Here is a 14,416-nt window from a genome sequence, read left to right as displayed (position 1 = left end):
CGCCGCCGCGCGCGCGGCCCGGCATCGGCCGCCGGACGGCCGGTCCGCGCTAGTCCTCGGCGGGGCGGCGGCCGGAGCGCCGGGAGCGGGCCTTCTGCCGTGCCTTCTCCTTGGCCTTGTCGGCGGACGCGCGGGCGCGGTGCAGCGCGCTCTGCGCCCAGGCGAACTCGGTGGCGAGGATGGCCAGGCCCAGCACGATCCCGAGGATGCCGGGCCCCGGGGTGACCATCATGACCACCCCCGCGGCGAGGACGGCGCCCCCGACGAGCAGCACGCCCCCGCGCCAGGCGAGGTGCGTCGCACGGTTGCGGCGGATGCGGGTCTGGAATCGTTCCATCCGGCCCGGTCGATCCTTTTCCATGTCCATAGGCACGCTTTTACCCAGAGTCAGGGGCAATGACCATGATGAGCATCATGCCCGCCTTTTTTCGGTCCGAGACGGGCCGCCCCGCCGATACCGGGCGAGAGTGCGGTCCGTCCGCTGAACACAACGACCCGGCCGAACGAAATGATCCGATTGCCCAGGTCAGCAGCCCAATGGTCATACGTGATATTCGTCACACGAACACCGGGCGGCGGAATGTTCCCACATCTCGGCCCAGTTACGCGTCATAGATCGCGGGGACATCCGTGAGAGGAGTGAAGTTCCCACCCAACGCCCGCGCAGCACGCGGGACCGACGTCCGAAGGAATGGCCATGAACAGCAGCAGCACCACCGTCTCAGCCGAGCTGGGCCTCCGACTCGTCGTCCCCGACCGCACGACCGTGCCCCTGCTCGCCGGCCTCTCCTACGCGGCCGACGACCCGTACGCGATCCGGATGGCCTTCTACGTCGGCGACGACGAGCCGGTCGAGTGGATCTTCGCGCGCGAGCTGCTCACCGTCGGTATCGTGCGCCGGGTCGGCGACGGCGACGTGGCGGTCTGGCCGGCGGCCGACGACGACGAGACGCTCGACATCGCGCTCAGCTCGCCGTTCGGCGACGCGCTCTTCGAGGCGCCGCTCAGCCCGCTCGCCGACTTCCTGCACCGCACCTACCAGGTGGTGCCCGCCGGCCAGGAGCCGCGCTTCATCGACATCGACGCCGAGCTCGCCACGCTGCTCTGGTCGTCCTGACCACGCGGGGACGGCCCCGCGGCCTCCCCAGGACGCCTCCCGCACCCGGCGGCGGAACTTCACTCCCCCGATCCCCCGCCCGGCCGAAGGCCGTTTCTCCTGATCCGCTGGGTGCTCGGCGCATGCCGTCCAGACATGGACACCGATGCCTCACCCGGGGTCCTGGTCATCGGCGTCCAGACATGGACACCGATGCCTCACCCGGGGTCCTGGTCATCGGGTTCGACCCGTACCGCGTGCCCGGCCCGCGGGACCCCGGGCCGGTCGCCGAGGCGATCGAGGCCGAGCTCGCCGAGTTCGCCGCGCACGGCGTGGGCGTCGAGACCTGCCTCTTCGGTCTCGACGGAAGTGACGACGTGGAGGCGGTCGTCGGCTGGCTCAGGTGACCCCCGCACGGGCGGATGCCAGTGGCCCTCATCAGTGGTCCCAGTCGCTCCAGGGGCGGACCACGTACCGGACGTCCGGCATGGCGGCGGCGTTCGCCTCCTCCGCGCGTCGGCGCGCCTCCTCCAGGTGGAGCGGCGGTGTGATCCGGTCCTTGCCCGGCCGGCAGTAGTCCGCGGTCACTTCCCGCACCACGACGTACAACACGTCCGGCTCGTCTCCGGCCTCGTCCTCCGCCATGACCGTCCATTCCTGTCGACCGCGACGCGTTTCCCGGTTGCGCCGCCGCGAGCCCGTTGTGCCCGGCCGAGCCGATGTCCAACCCCGCAAGGGCCCGGACCGGCGGAACAGGGACTACTCCCCCGGCTCCGCGGCCGTGGCGGGCGCGTCCTCGGGGCGGGACGGCGCGTCCGGCGGACCGGTGGACGGGTCGCGGGTCAGTTCGGTCAGGCGGGCCACCTGGCGCATCTTGTTCATCGCGTCCAGGGCGGCGACCTTGTAGGACTCGGCGAGGGTCGGGTAGTTGAAGACCGCGTTGACCAGATAGTCGACGGTGCCGCCGCAGCCCATCACGGTCTGGCCGATGTGCACCAGCTCGGTGGCGCCGGTGCCGAACACGTGGACGCCGAGGAGCGAGCGGTCGTCCGGGGAGACCAGCAGCTTCAGCATCCCGTAGGAGTCGCCGATGATCTGGCCGCGGGCCAGTTCGCGGTAGCGGGAGACGCCGACCTCGAACGGGATCTTGGCCTCGGTCAGCTCGTCCTCGGTGCGGCCGACGAAGCTGATCTCCGGGATGGTGTAGATGCCGATGGGCTGCAGCTCGGCCATCCGGGCGACCGGCTCGCCGCAGGCGTGGTGGGCGGCGAGGCGGCCCTGCTCCATCGAGGTCGCCGCCAGGGACGGGAAGCCGATCACGTCGCCGACCGCGTAGATGTGCGGGACCTCGGTGGCGTAGTGCCCGTCCACCGCGATCCGGCCGCGCCGGTCGGCGGTCAGGCCCGCGGCCTCCAGGTTCAGCCCGTCGGTCATGCCCTGCCGCCCGGCCGAGTACATGACGGTGTCGGCGGGGATGCGCTTGCCGCTCTCCAGCACGGTGATCGCGCCGCCGCCGCGCCGCTCGACGGCCGCGACGGTCTCGCGGAACCGGAAGGTGACCGCCAGGTCGCGCAGGTGGTACTTGAGCGCCTCGACGATCTCCAGGTCGCAGAACTCCAGCATCCGCTCGCGCCGCTCGACCACGGTGACCTTGGTGCCGAGCGCGGCGAACATCGAGGCGTACTCGATCCCGATCACCCCCGCGCCGACCACGACCATGGACTCGGGGATGCGCTCCAGGTGGATGATGCCGTCGGAGTCGATCACCGTCCGGTCGTCGAAGGCGACCGAGTCCGGACGGGCCGGGCGGGTCCCGGTGGCGATCACGATCCGCTCCGCGCTGACCTTCGTCTCCCGGCCGGCGTGCTCGTCCGGGCCGCCGGAGGTCACGCCGACGGTGTGCGGGTCGAGGAACCGGCCGGTGCCGGGCAGGACGGTCACGTGGTTGCGGGCGAGCTGGCTGCGGACCACGTCGATCTCGCGGCCGACGACGTGCCGGGTGCGCATCCCGAGGTCGGCGACCGTGATCTCCTCCTTGACCCGGTAGCTCTGCCCGTACAGGTCCCGCTGGCTGAGCCCGGTGAGGTAGAGGACGGCCTCGCGCAGGGTCTTGGACGGGATCGTCCCGGTGTTGATGCAGACCCCGCCGATCATGTCGCGGCGGTCCACGACCGCCACCCGCCGGCCGAGTTTGGCCGCGGCGATGGCGGCGCGCTGGCCGCCGGGGCCCGACCCGAGCACGAGCATGTCGAAGTCGTACACGTCCCCCAGTGTGGCGAAGGTCGGGTGTTTCTATAAGTCCCCAGTTGGAATGATCTTTAGGCTGTTCCGGAACGAGGTGGGGTAGGCAGTGGGCATGGAGATGCTGGGCGTCGACGTCGGAGGATCGGGCATCAAGGGCGCGCCGGTCGATCTCGACACGGGTGAGCTGACCGCCGAGCGGCTGCGCATCGCGACGCCCGAGCCGTCCCTCCCGGCGGCGGTCGCCGGCGGGGTCGCGCAGGTGGTGGAGCACTTCGGCTGGGAGGGCCCGATCGGGGTCACCTATCCGGGCGTGGTGATCAACGGGACGACGATGACCGCCGCGAACATGGACAAGGGCTGGATCGGGCTGGACGCCGCGGACCTGTTCGCGCAGGTCACCGGGCGGCGCGTGACCGTCCTCAACGACGCCGACGCGGCCGGGGTCGCCGAGATGGCGCACGGGGCGGGCCGCGACCGGCGCGGGTCGGTGCTGATGCTGACGCTCGGCACGGGCATCGGCAGCGCGCTGTTCGTGGACGGCGTGCTCGTCCCCAACACCGAGTTCGGGCACATCGAGATCCGCGGCAAGGACGGCGAGCGGCGCGCGGCGGCGCGGGTCCGCAAGGAGAAGGACCTCAGCTGGGAGCAGTGGGCCGAGCGGCTGAACGAGTACATCTCGCGGCTGGAGGCGCTGGTCAACCCCGAACTGATCATCCTCGGCGGGGGCGTGAGCCGCAAGGCGGAGAGGTTCGTCCCGCTGCTGACCGACGTGCGGGCGCCGATCGTCCCGGCCTCGCTGCAGAACTCGGCGGGGATCGTCGGCGCCGCGATGGCGGCGGCCAAGGCCGCCGAGCGCACCCTGCCGAACGCGCCCGGCGGCCCGGCCATGCCACCGGAGTCCTGACGGCACGCGCCCTCCCGGCGTCCTGACGGGCCGGGCCGGGCCGACCGAACGGGCTGTCCGCGCCGACCGGGCGGGACGACAGGGCCGACCGGCCGGGCGGTGTGCGAGCACCGTCCGGCCGGGACCCTTCTCCGGTCAGTCGAGCCGGACGGTCGCGATCTCCCACGGCCGCAGCGGCAGGACGCAGCGTCCGGGGGTGACGTCCAACGCCCCGCCGCCCGCCGCGTCCGGCGCCTCGGGACGGCCCGCCAGGTCGCAGCGGGCCGCCGAGGCGAAATCGCCGGTCACCATGGCCTCGGCGGGCTCCGGCTGTTCGTTCACCACCCGCAGCTCCAGCTTCCCGTCGCGGCGGCGCAGCGACGACAGGACCACGCCGTCCCCCTCGACCGCGAGCCCCGGGCGCGGCGCGGGCGCGGGCGTCCCCTCCGGCGCGCGTCCCGGAACGGTCTTCACCTCGTGCCCGAACCGCTCGGCCGCCGCGAGCACCTCCGGTCCCGGACGGTCGCCGTCGTAGTGCATCAGCGCCAGCTCGAAGACGTGGCGGCCGGGGCACTGCGCGTCCGGGGTGGCGATCTGCGGCCCCGCGGGCTCGGCGCGCAGGCCGTTGTCGTCGCGCGAGAGCCAGTTCACCGACCGCAGCAGCGTCAGCGCGAGCTCGGTGCCGTCGTTGACGACCTCGTACTCGGTGACGTGCCGCAGCAGCACCGCCAGGCCGCCCGCCGCGACGAACGCGTGCGCGGAGAAGGTCGGGACCGGCACCTCGCCGTGCCCGCCCTCCCCGGTCAGGCCGCGCTCGACGACCGCGAACTGCCCTTCGCCGAACGAGCCGTCCGCCCGGCGCGGCAGCGGGAGGTGCAGCCGGACGCGGTGGTCGCGGCACGGATTGTCGAAGATGACGGACATCCGCGTGAACGGCTCGTCCGCATGGACCTCCGCGACCGTGCGCACCACGACCTTGGCGACCTCGTCCGCCCGGGCGCCCGCGTCGGCCGCGTCGGCCGCGAGGGGCCAGCCGTACTCGCGGTCGATGGCCACGGACGCGACGAGCGGCCCTTCCTCGACCACCCGGACGTCCTCGGACACCGGCTCGTCCACCACGGTGTCGCGGGCGGGCGGGGCGTAGTTGTAGGTGTCCCCGATGTCGCCGCCGTCCACGATGCGGCCAAGGTTCGGGACGGCGACCAGGTCGTTGCGCGGACGGCCCGCCTCCACGCGCGCCGGATGCCGTGGCGCGACGGCCGCGGACCGGACGGTGGCGACACCGAGCGGCGGCACCTCGACGAGCACCGGTTCCCCGCCCGGACCGTCCCGGACGACGCCGCGCCGCAGCACCGGCGAGGGGTTGACCACGAGCCGGTCGTCCCGGCCGACCCCGGCTGCCAGGCGCGCGGTGACCAGGTCGAAGACGGCGTGGCCGAGCTGCTCGGCCTCGGCCATGCGGGCGGCGACCTGCTGCGCGGTGGCGTCGCTGCCGCAGCCGGTGACCGAGTCGTGGCAGCTGACCTCGATCAGCTTGCGCCAGGCGAGTTCCAGGAACCGGTCGGCGGAGCCGTCGGCGAGCCAGAGCGCGGCGAGCGGTTCGGCGTAGCGGGCGACGCGGCGTTCGGCCGCGCCCATCGCCGCCTTCAGCGGGACGCGCACCGAGAACACGCCCGGCAGGATGTTCGCGCGCGCGTGCGAGCGCATCTCCCCTTCCACCACGGGCAGCCCGTCGAGAGAGGAGTCGGTGAGGAACTCGCCGAGCGTCGCCAGCCGCATCGGCAGCGACGCGCGTTCGACCTGCTCGGCCAGGTCGGCGGCGGGCGCGGTGTGGTCGGACCCGTACATCGCCAGCGACGCCCCGCCCTCGGGACGCCACTCGCGCAGCCAGGCCGCGACCTCCCGCGCGCGGTCGTCCACGAGCCCCGCGTCGCCGAACATGTGGACGGCGTTGCCGTAGCCGCCCGGCAGGTACTCGGTGCGGACGCGCGAGCCGTCCGGGGCCGCCCACACGAACGCGTGGGTCGTCACGCGGGCCGGGACGCCGCGCCACACGCACGCCCGGTCGATCCCGAACCCCCGCAGGATCTGCGGCATCTGCGCGATGTGCCCGAACATGTCGGGCAGGTAGCCGATGCGCATGGCGCCGCCGAGGGCGTCCGCGCGGCGCAGGCCGAGCTCCAGGTTCCGGACGATCGTCTCGCCCGAGCACAGGAACTCGTCCATGAGGATCTGCCACGGCCCGACCGCGAGCCGCCCGTCCCGGACGAGCCGTGCGACCAGGTCGGCGCGCTCGGGGCGGATCTCCAGGTAGTCGTCCACGGCGGCCATCTGGCCGTCGAGGGTGAACCGCAGCCGGGGGTCGCGGTCCATCCGGGCGAGCACGTCGTCCAGCAGCCCGACCAGCCGCAGCCGGAACCGCTGGAACGGCAGGTACCACTCGCGGTCCCAGTGCGTGTGGGGGACCACCACGAGGCCGTCGTCGTCCGCCGTGTCCGCCAAGGGCGCCGTGTCCGTCAACCGCATAGCGCGATCACCTCGTTCCTGTCTGTTTCGAGGCGGTGTGTTCCGGGGTGGAGGGCGGGGAGCGTCACCCGGTCGCCGCGGACGGCGGCCCGGCGGCCGTCCGGACCGCACAGCACGGTCCCGTCGGCGTCGAGGGCGTGCAGCTCGTCGCCGACGCGCAGCAGGATCGGGCCGCCGCGCGGGCCGGGCGTCACGGCGGTGCGCCCCGCGGCGATCGCGGCGACGACCGCCTCGGGCGAGGCGTCCTCGGCGAGCACCCACGTCGTCGGCTCGCCGAGTGTCTTGTGCTGGCCCGGATCGTGGAAGTCGCTCCCGCCGAGCGCGACGGTGCCGTCCCGCCAGAGCGCCGTCCAGGCGAGCGGCGCGCCCCAGGTCCGGTCCCACCAGGACGAGTGCCACAGCTCGACATGCCGGGTCCGCGCGTCCGGCGGGACGTCGTGCCGCCACGCGCAGTCCCCCGACAGCGGGTGGTTGATCGACAGGACGCCGCCGTCGCCCGGGTCCCACTCGGCCGCCGGACGCCGGAAGTCGATCCAGCCGACGTCGCCGAACACGTTGGCGTGCCCGTGGTCGGTCGTCACCTCCTGCCCCGGCACCAGGACGACCTCGGCGTGCCGGGAGGCGGCGGGCAGCTCCCGATGGTGGCTGACGGTGTTGTGGTCGGTGACGGCGAGGAAGTCCAGCCCCTGCCGCGCCGCGAGGCCGGCCAGTTCCGGCACCGTCAGCGTCCCGTCGCTGTGCACGGTGTGCGCGTGCAGGTCACCGGCCAGCCACCGCATCCCGGACGGCTCGGGCAGCCCGCCCCGCCGGGCCGGACGGCCGGACGCGGCGGACGCGGCGGGCGGCACGGGCGTCTCGGGACGTCCGGGCGCGCGGTCGTCCAGCGTGACCTCGACCGTGTACGGCACGCCGTCCGGCGGAATCCGGTGCAGCCGCAGCCACACCTGCCACTCCCCCGGTTCCGGCTCGCCCGGCAGGTAGCCGGGCGTCGCCCAGCCGGCGGCGATCGTGTAGGCGTCGCGCGCGCCGCCCGACCACCCCCGGAACCCGCCGGGGCCGCCGCAGCCGAGGTCGATCACCCCGCCCGCGTGGGCCAGCCGGACGGTCAGCGCGGCGGTGCCCGGCGGCACCTCGAACGGCAGCTCGCGCAGGGGCCGTTCGAGCCGGTCCTCCAGCGTCCAGACCCCCTCGAAGCGGATCATGCCGCCGCCGCGACGTCGTCGGTCATAAGCTCTCCTCCGCGATAGAGCAGCGACCGGCCGGGCCGCGGGACCGCCCAGCCCTCGTCGCCCGGCCGGGGCTCGGCGTCCTCCGGGACGACCACGTGCACGAGCACGCCGCCGCCGGTCTCCAGGGTCGTCAATGAGCTGGTACCCAGGTTCTCCACCACCACGACACGGCCGTGGAACGCGCCGTCCACGGGCACCGGCGAGAAGTCCAGGTACTCGGGCCGGACGCCGTACACCAGGGACTCTCCCGCCTCGTCCCCGACCACCCGCACCGGGGACGGCAGCCGCGCCCCGGCCGCCTCGACGAGGCCGTCCACGACGCGGGCGTCCACCAGGTTCATCGGGGTGGAGCCGATGAACGAGGCGACGAACAGGTTCGCCGGCCGCCGGAACACCTCGGCGGGCGTCCCGAGCTGCCGGATCCGCCCCGCCTCCATGACCGCGATCAGGTCGGCCATCGCCAGCGCCTCGGCCTGGTCGTGCGTGACGAACAGCGTGGTCACGCCCAGCTCGTGCTGCAGCTTCTTGAGGAACGTGCGCGCCTCCAGCCGCAGCCGCGCGTCCAGGTTCGACAGCGGCTCGTCCAGCAGGAACACCTTCGGCCGCGCCGCCATCGCACGGGCGAGCGCGACCCGCTGCTGCTGCCCGCCGCTCAGCTCCGCCGGACGGCGCCCCAGCAGGTCCGCCAGCCCGAGCGAGGCCGCGACGCGGGCCGCCGCCGCGTGCCGCTCGGCCTTCCCGGCCTTCTTGATCCGCAGCGGGTAGGCGATGTTGTCGGCGACGGTCATGTGCGGGAACAGCGCGTAGTCCTGGAAGACCATCCCGACGTCGCGGCGGCCCGGCGGCAGCCGCGTCACGTCGCGGTCGCCGATCCGGACGGTCCCGGACGTGGCGGTCTCCAGCCCCGCGACCGTGCGCAGCAGCGTCGTCTTCCCGCATCCGGACGGTCCGAGCAGCGCGAAGAACGCGCCGTCCGGGACGGCCAGGTCCAGCCCGTCCACCGCCCGGACGCCGCCGGGGTAGTCCTTGGTCAGCGCGCTCAGCTCGACACCGGTCACCGCTTGATCCCTCCGTGGAACCGGAACCCGTACCGGCGGCTGACCAGCAGGTACATCGCCACGACGGGCACCGAGTAGAGCAGCGAGAAGGCCCCGATGAGGGCCAGGTCCGGCTGGCCGCCCTCGGTGTAGAAGGTGTACATGATCACCGAGGCCGGGGCCTTGTCCGGATCGCGCAGCAGCAGGAACGGCATGAGGAAGTCGCCCCACACCTGCGCGACCGTCCAGATCCCGACCATCGCCAGGCCCGGCCGGATCACCGGGACGACCACGTGCCGCAGCGTCTGCAGCGGCGAGGCCCCGAACACCCGCGCCGCCTCCTCGTAGGACGCGGGCGTCGCGTCGGTGAAGTCCTTGAGCAGGAAGATCGCCGTCGGAAGCAGCCCGCCGGACAGCACCAGCACCACGCCGAGGTGGGAGTCGACCAGGTGAAGCTGGGTGGCCAGCAGGAAGATCGGCACCATCGCGGCCGTCCCGGTGATGATGGACGACAGCAGGAGCAGCAGGTACAGCAGCACGTCCCGGCCGGGCAGCCGGACCCGGCTGAGCGCGTACGCGGCGAGCGCGGCGGACACCACCACGACCGCCGCCGTGCCCGCCGCCAGGACCGCCGAGTTCCGCAGCGACCGCAGCGCGTACGGGTCGTCCATCAGGACGCGGAAGTTGGCCAGCGTGAAGCTCGGCAGCGACACGTTGATCCTCGGGTCGGCGTCGAACGGCGCGCTGGCCAGCCACAGCATCGGCAGCGCGAAGAACGCGAGGACGAGCGACACGAACGTGGTGGCGGCGATCCGCCGCAGCGCCGCCCTCACGGCCGCCGCCGTCATACCCGCCGCCCTCATGCCCGCCTCCGCCGCAGCGCCCGCAGGTAGGCGGTGGCGATGGCCAGGTTGACCAGCAGCATCACCAGGGAGATCGCCGCGCCGAAGCCGAGCCGTCCCTCGCCGAGCGCGGTCCGGTACACGTAGACCGACAGGACCTCCGACCGGTTCTCCGGCCCGCCCGCGGTGATCAGGTAGGGGGTGAAGTCGTTGAACGTCCACAGGCTGACCAGCAGCAGGCTCGTCAGGACGTGCCCGCGGATCTTCGGCAGCACCGCGTCGCGCAGCGTCTGCCAGGTGGACGCGCCCGCCAGCTTCGCCGTCTCCAGGTGGGACGGCGGAACGTTCCCGAGCGCGGCGGTGTAGAGCATCATCGAGAACGCCGTCCCCCGCCAGATGTTGAACACGATGATGCTGGCCATGGGATGGTCCAGCAGCCAGGCCGTGCCCGGCGTGCCGAGCAGCGTGTTCAGCGTCCCGCCGTCCCGGTCCAGCAGCGCCAGCCAGAGGAACGCGACGACCGACCCCGGCAGGATCCACGCGAGCAGCACCAGCGCCTCGACGGTGCGGCGCACGGCCGCCGGGCGCTCCCGCATCACCCACGCGACGGCGAACCCGAGCACCGTCTGCCCGAGCACCGCCGACCCGCCGACGAACTGCAGCGTCAGCCACAGCGAGTCGTGGAACCGCCCGTCCGCGAGCACGTCGGTGTAGTTGCGGACGCCCACGAAGTGCGGACGCGTCGCCGCCAGACCGGTCAGCCGGTAGTCGGTGACGCCCAGGTACAGCGTCCAGAGCGCCGGGAAGACCAGGAACACCAGGACGAGCACCAGCGCCGGGGCGACGAACGCCGCGGCGCGGCGCCGCCCCAGCCCGACGACGTCGGCGGCCTCCGCCCTCGCGGGCGCGGCCCCGGCGGGCTCAGCCGGCGTTGACGTTGCCGGCACCACCGACGATCCCCTCCAGCTTCCCGTTGTACTGCCCGGCCGCGTCGTCGGGGCTGTGCCCCGCGACGATGCCCGCCGTCGCCTCCTGCAGCGCCGTCGACACCTGCGTGTACGCCGCGAGCCCCGGCCGGAACAGGGTGACCGGCAGCACCTTCTGCGCGACGAAGGACAGGAACGGGTCGTTCTTCAGCGCCTCGGCGTTGACGTCATTGCGCGAGGTGACTTCGGGGTTCCCGGCGATGCGCGCCTTCACCACGTCCGGCCGGTTCAGGTACGCGAGCAGGTCGAACGCCTGCTGCGGGTACTTGGTGTGCGGGTTGACCGTGGCGACCGACCCGCCGGACATGCTGACGAACGACCGCCCCTGGACGCCCTTGCCGGGCGCCACCGCCGGGATCAGCGCGTAGCCGACCGCCTGGTCGCGGTCCGGCATCCTGGCGATGCCGTCCTTGGGGTTCAGCACCGCGCGCCACAGGTAGACGCCCTCCAGCAGGACGCCGATCCGGTTGTTCGCGAACTCCTCGAACGACTTGTCGCGGCCCTTGGCCTCCTGCTGCAGCTTCCGGTCGCCGAGCCCCTCCGGCCCGTACAGGTGCTGGTAGAAGCCGAGGACCTGCTTCATCGCGGCCCCGCCGCCCGTCCACTTGCCGCCGGAGTAGATCTGCGCGCCCGCCCCGGCGAGCAGCGGCAGGACGCCCTGCATCGTCGTGGCCTCGCCCATCGCCGTACCGGCGTCGAACTGCAGCGGCGTGACCCCGGGCAGCTTCTTCAGCGCCCGTCCGGCGGCGAGGATCTCGTCCCAGCTCCGGGGCTGCCAGTTCACCGGAAGCCCCGCCCGAGCGAACAGCTTCTTGTTGTAGAACAGCACCCGTCCGTCGGTGGACGGCGGGATTCCGTACCGCTTGCCCTGGAACGATCCCAATTGCTGGACCGAAGGACTGATCTGGCTCCAGCCGTCCCAGGAGTCGGCCCGCGCGCCCACCACGTCGGCGAGCGGCTTGATGTACCGGGCCTGCGCGAACTCGCCGACCCAGATCCCGTCCAGGCTGACGATGTCGGCGCCCGCCTTGGACTTCAGGTCCAGCGCGGTCTTGGTCTTGTAGGCGTCGTCGTCCACCCCGTAGCCGTGGTAGACGACCTTGACGCGCAGGCCCTTGGCCTTCTCCGCGGCCACGAACCCGGGGATGACGGTCTTGGTGATCCACGACGCCTCGGCGTCGTTCTTGCCGCCGACGATGGCGTTGCGGGCGATCGTGAGGGTGAACGTCCTGGCCTTGGCGTTGCGCTGCGGGTCGGTCGAGGACGAGCCGCCCCCGCAGGACGAGACGGCCGCGCCCGCCAGGAGAAGGGCGAGCGCGGCCGTGAGCCGGGGGTGGGGTCGGGAGCTCGTGGACCGTCCGGAGATGTGCACGGTGACCTCCAACAGGCGTCACCGCTAACGTGACTGATGAGGCGCGTGACGTAAAGGCCCTAAAGGATCTCCGTTCCGCCCCGGCGCCCGGTCACGGGTCGGTCAGCTCGGCCGAGTGGGCCGCGAAGACCTCCATCGCCTTCAGGGTGAGCGGGCCGGGCGCGGCGGGCAGCGGCGTCCCGTCCACCTTCCGGATCGGCTGGACGTTCCTGGTCGTGGAGGCCAGGAACGCCTCCTCCGCGCGGTACAGCTCCGACAGCGGCACGTCGCGCTCGACGCCCCCGCACCACTCCAGGACCAGGGCGCGCGTCACGCCCGCCAGGCAGCCCGCCTCCAGCGTCGGGGTGACCAGCTCTCCGTCCAGGACGAGGAAGACGTTGGTGCCGGTGCCCTCGCACAGGTTCCCGGCGATGTTCCCGAAGATCGCCTCGCCGCCGCCGCGCTCCTTGGCGTAGGCGAGCGCCAGGGCGTTCTCGGCGTAGGACGTCGTCTTCAGCCCGGCCAGCGCGCCGCGCTCGTTGCGCGCCCACGGCACCACGACCACGTCGGCGGTCTCGGGGAACGGGGTCTGCTCCGCCACGATGATCGTCGCGGTCGTGCCCTCCCTGCCGCGCTCGGAGCCGAGCGGCCCCGGACCGGAGGTGTAGGTGACGCGGACGCGGGCCAGCGGCCAGTCCGGGGCGGTGGCGAGGGCGTCCCGGACCCCGGCGGCGAGCGCCGCCTCGTCCGGGGCGGGCAGCCCGAGCCCGGCCGCCGACCGGCTCAGCCGCGCCAGGTGCCGGGTCAGCGCGAACGGCTCGCCGTCCACCGCCTTGACCGTCTCGAACACGCCGTCGCCGACCAGAACGCCGTGGTCGAAGACCGACACGACCGCCTCGTCGGGATCCAGCAGGGTCCCGTTGACCCACACCTTCGCCCGCTCACCGCTCACCGGATGCCACCTCCAGAAGCCGAGCCGCCTTCAGCTCGGTCTCGTCCCATTCTCCCAGCGGGTCGGACCCCCAGGTGATCCCGGCCCCCGTCCCGAACCGCAGCAGCCCGTCCTCGGCCCAGAACGTCCGGATGCCGACCGCGAGCGCCCCGCGCCGCCGGTCCGCGTCCACCCAGCCGACCGCGCCGCAGTACGGCCCGCGCGGGACCGGCTCCAGCGCCTCCAGCAGCGCCAGCGCGCTCGCCTTCGGCGTCCCGGTCACCGACCCCGGCGGGAACGTCGCGTCGATCAGCTCCGGCCACCCCGCGCCCGGCTCCAGCTCCGCCCGGACGGTCGAGACCAGGTGCACGAGCCCCGGATACTCCTCGGCCGCCAGCAGCTCGGGCACCGTCACCGACCCGACCGCCGCGACCCGCCCGAGGTCGTTGCGGACCAGGTCCACGATCATCACGTTCTCGGACCGGTCCTTGGGCAGCAGGTCGGCCTCGGTCCGCCCGGTGCCCTTGATCGGCCTGGACGTCACGACCCGCCCCGCCCGCTCCAAATACAGCTCGGGCGACGCGGACGCGACCGCCATCCCCGGCAGCCGCGCCGTCATCGCGTACCGGCCCGGGTTCCCCCTGGCCAGCCGCGCGCCGAGACCCGCGATGCCGGCGCCGTCCGGCAGCGGCGCGGACAGCACCCGGCACAGGTTCGCCTGGTAGACCACGCCGTCGGCGATCGCCGCGCGGATCCGCTCGACGCCCCGCAGGTACTCGTCCCGGTCCAGCGACGACCGCCACTCCCCCGGCGGACGCCACGGGCCGTCCGGATGCGGAGCGGGCCGGACGTCCTCGAACCGGGCGCAGGTGATCTTGCCCTCGTAGCTCACGACGACCGCCCACCAGCCGCGCGAGTCGAGCGCGGCCGGATCGCTGGTCACCTCGGCCAGCCCGGTCGCGAGCATCCCCCCGACATGCGCGAACATGGCCCCCAGTCTGCCGCCTCCCCGGCACACCCCCGTCCACGCCACCCCCGCCCCGGCGGTAAGCCCGCGACGACGCGCCGCAGCGCGGCGGGGCAAGGGCACGGCGGGGCGCCGCAGCGCGGCAGGGCAGGGCCTGCGGCCCCGCCGGGTCCTAGGGTCTGTCTCGAAGTGGCCTCGGCCACGCGCGCGAACGCGTTACCTGCCCGGTGGAGCGAAGCCGGAGGCGAGCGGAGCCGGGCAGATCGCGAAGCGATGCCGCGTTCGCCCAGGCACGGTCACGTAGCGAGCCGCCAGGCGAGCGAA

Annotated in this window: 14 protein-coding genes; 3 read left to right on the top strand and 11 right to left on the bottom strand. The window is 73.4% G+C overall.

The window, feature by feature from the left end:
* Positions 1-49: 49 nt before the first annotated feature.
* The gene (locus tag DZF91_RS09665) at positions 50-337 is read right to left on the bottom strand and encodes a PGPGW domain-containing protein (RefSeq protein ID WP_235834186.1); all 288 of its coding nucleotides are present in this window, start codon (positions 335-337) and stop codon (positions 50-52) included.
* 360 nt (positions 338-697) lie between these two features.
* Here DZF91_RS09665 and DZF91_RS09660 point away from each other — a divergent pair, with 360 nt between their 5' ends.
* On the top strand, positions 698-1,117 hold the full coding sequence (locus DZF91_RS09660; protein ID WP_117357129.1) for an SsgA family sporulation/cell division regulator: 420 nt from the start codon (positions 698-700) through the stop codon (positions 1,115-1,117).
* 182 nt (positions 1,118-1,299) lie between these two features.
* Positions 1,300-1,503, top strand: coding sequence for a hypothetical protein (locus DZF91_RS09655; protein WP_117357128.1), 204 nt, complete (start codon positions 1,300-1,302; stop codon positions 1,501-1,503).
* 31 nt (positions 1,504-1,534) lie between these two features.
* Here the strand turns inward: DZF91_RS09655 and DZF91_RS09650 are convergent, their stop codons facing one another.
* Both DZF91_RS09650 and sthA read right to left on the bottom strand, forming a co-directional pair.
* Positions 1,535-1,741: a hypothetical protein gene (locus DZF91_RS09650; RefSeq protein WP_117357127.1), complete on the bottom strand. Its 207-nt coding sequence runs from the start codon at positions 1,739-1,741 to the stop codon at positions 1,535-1,537.
* A gap of 114 nt (positions 1,742-1,855) precedes the next feature.
* Positions 1,856-3,358, bottom strand: a complete 1,503-nt coding sequence (gene sthA / locus DZF91_RS09645) for a Si-specific NAD(P)(+) transhydrogenase (RefSeq protein ID WP_117357126.1) — start codon at positions 3,356-3,358, stop codon at positions 1,856-1,858.
* A 94-nt stretch (positions 3,359-3,452) separates the two neighbouring features.
* Here sthA and ppgK point away from each other — a divergent pair, with 94 nt between their 5' ends.
* Positions 3,453-4,244, top strand: a complete 792-nt coding sequence (gene ppgK, locus DZF91_RS09640; protein ID WP_117357136.1) for a polyphosphate--glucose phosphotransferase — start codon at positions 3,453-3,455, stop codon at positions 4,242-4,244.
* Positions 4,245-4,379: 135 nt separating this feature from the next.
* On the opposite strand, the gene DZF91_RS09635 is transcribed toward ppgK, so the two are convergent.
* From DZF91_RS09635 to DZF91_RS09600, 8 genes are all read right to left on the bottom strand, one after another.
* Positions 4,380-6,749, bottom strand: coding sequence for a glycoside hydrolase family 38 N-terminal domain-containing protein (locus DZF91_RS09635; RefSeq protein WP_117357125.1), 2,370 nt, complete (start codon positions 6,747-6,749; stop codon positions 4,380-4,382).
* Positions 6,740-7,951, bottom strand: a complete 1,212-nt coding sequence (locus tag DZF91_RS09630; protein WP_117357124.1) for a CehA/McbA family metallohydrolase — start codon at positions 7,949-7,951, stop codon at positions 6,740-6,742. Before DZF91_RS09630 ends, DZF91_RS09635 begins: the two co-directional genes overlap by 10 nt.
* Positions 7,948-9,036, bottom strand: coding sequence for an ABC transporter ATP-binding protein (locus tag DZF91_RS09625; protein WP_117357123.1), 1,089 nt, complete (start codon positions 9,034-9,036; stop codon positions 7,948-7,950). Before DZF91_RS09625 ends, DZF91_RS09630 begins: the two co-directional genes overlap by 4 nt.
* Positions 9,033-9,878 (bottom strand): carbohydrate ABC transporter permease, encoded by an 846-nt coding sequence (locus DZF91_RS09620; RefSeq protein ID WP_235834185.1) that lies wholly within the window; start codon positions 9,876-9,878, stop codon positions 9,033-9,035. The genes DZF91_RS09625 and DZF91_RS09620 overlap by 4 nt, the downstream gene beginning before the upstream one ends.
* Positions 9,875-10,804 carry a carbohydrate ABC transporter permease gene (locus DZF91_RS09615; protein ID WP_117357135.1) on the bottom strand — a complete coding sequence of 310 codons (930 nt, stop codon included), beginning with the start codon at positions 10,802-10,804 and terminating at the stop codon, positions 9,875-9,877. Before DZF91_RS09615 ends, DZF91_RS09620 begins: the two co-directional genes overlap by 4 nt.
* Positions 10,779-12,227, bottom strand: a complete 1,449-nt coding sequence (locus DZF91_RS09610; RefSeq protein WP_235834184.1) for an extracellular solute-binding protein — start codon at positions 12,225-12,227, stop codon at positions 10,779-10,781. The genes DZF91_RS09615 and DZF91_RS09610 overlap by 26 nt, the downstream gene beginning before the upstream one ends.
* 79 nt (positions 12,228-12,306) lie before the next feature.
* Positions 12,307-13,146 (bottom strand): aminotransferase class IV, encoded by an 840-nt coding sequence (locus DZF91_RS09605; RefSeq protein WP_117357121.1) that lies wholly within the window; start codon positions 13,144-13,146, stop codon positions 12,307-12,309.
* Positions 13,136-14,113 (bottom strand): chorismate-binding protein, encoded by a 978-nt coding sequence (locus DZF91_RS09600; RefSeq protein WP_117357120.1) that lies wholly within the window; start codon positions 14,111-14,113, stop codon positions 13,136-13,138. The genes DZF91_RS09605 and DZF91_RS09600 overlap by 11 nt, the downstream gene beginning before the upstream one ends.
* Positions 14,114-14,416: the final 303 nt, after the last annotated feature.

Source organism: Actinomadura logoneensis (assembly GCF_003428695.1).
Classification (GTDB): Bacteria; Actinomycetota; Actinomycetes; order Streptosporangiales; family Streptosporangiaceae; genus Spirillospora; species Spirillospora logoneensis.
Note: the sequence above shows the minus strand (reverse complement) of the source record. Positions and strands in the feature narration are given on the sequence as shown.

Bases quoted from the DNA above. Each gene is read 5' to 3' on its own strand.
- DZF91_RS09665 (WP_235834186.1), bottom strand. From the start codon at position 337: ATGGAACGATTCCAGACCCGCATCCGCCGCAACCGTGCGACGCACCTC.
- DZF91_RS09660 (WP_117357129.1), top strand. From the start codon at position 698: ATGAACAGCAGCAGCACCACCGTCTCAGCCGAGCTGGGCCTCCGACTC.
- DZF91_RS09655 (WP_117357128.1), top strand. From the start codon at position 1,300: ATGGACACCGATGCCTCACCCGGGGTCCTGGTCATCGGGTTCGACCCG.
- DZF91_RS09650 (WP_117357127.1), bottom strand. From the start codon at position 1,741: ATGGCGGAGGACGAGGCCGGAGACGAGCCGGACGTGTTGTACGTCGTG.
- ppgK (WP_117357136.1), top strand. From the start codon at position 3,453: ATGGAGATGCTGGGCGTCGACGTCGGAGGATCGGGCATCAAGGGCGCG.
- DZF91_RS09635 (WP_117357125.1), bottom strand. From the start codon at position 6,749: ATGCGGTTGACGGACACGGCGCCCTTGGCGGACACGGCGGACGACGAC.
- DZF91_RS09630 (WP_117357124.1), bottom strand. From the start codon at position 7,951: ATGATCCGCTTCGAGGGGGTCTGGACGCTGGAGGACCGGCTCGAACGG.
- DZF91_RS09620 (WP_235834185.1), bottom strand. From the start codon at position 9,878: ATGAGGGCGGCGGGTATGACGGCGGCGGCCGTGAGGGCGGCGCTGCGG.
- DZF91_RS09600 (WP_117357120.1), bottom strand. From the start codon at position 14,113: ATGTTCGCGCATGTCGGGGGGATGCTCGCGACCGGGCTGGCCGAGGTG.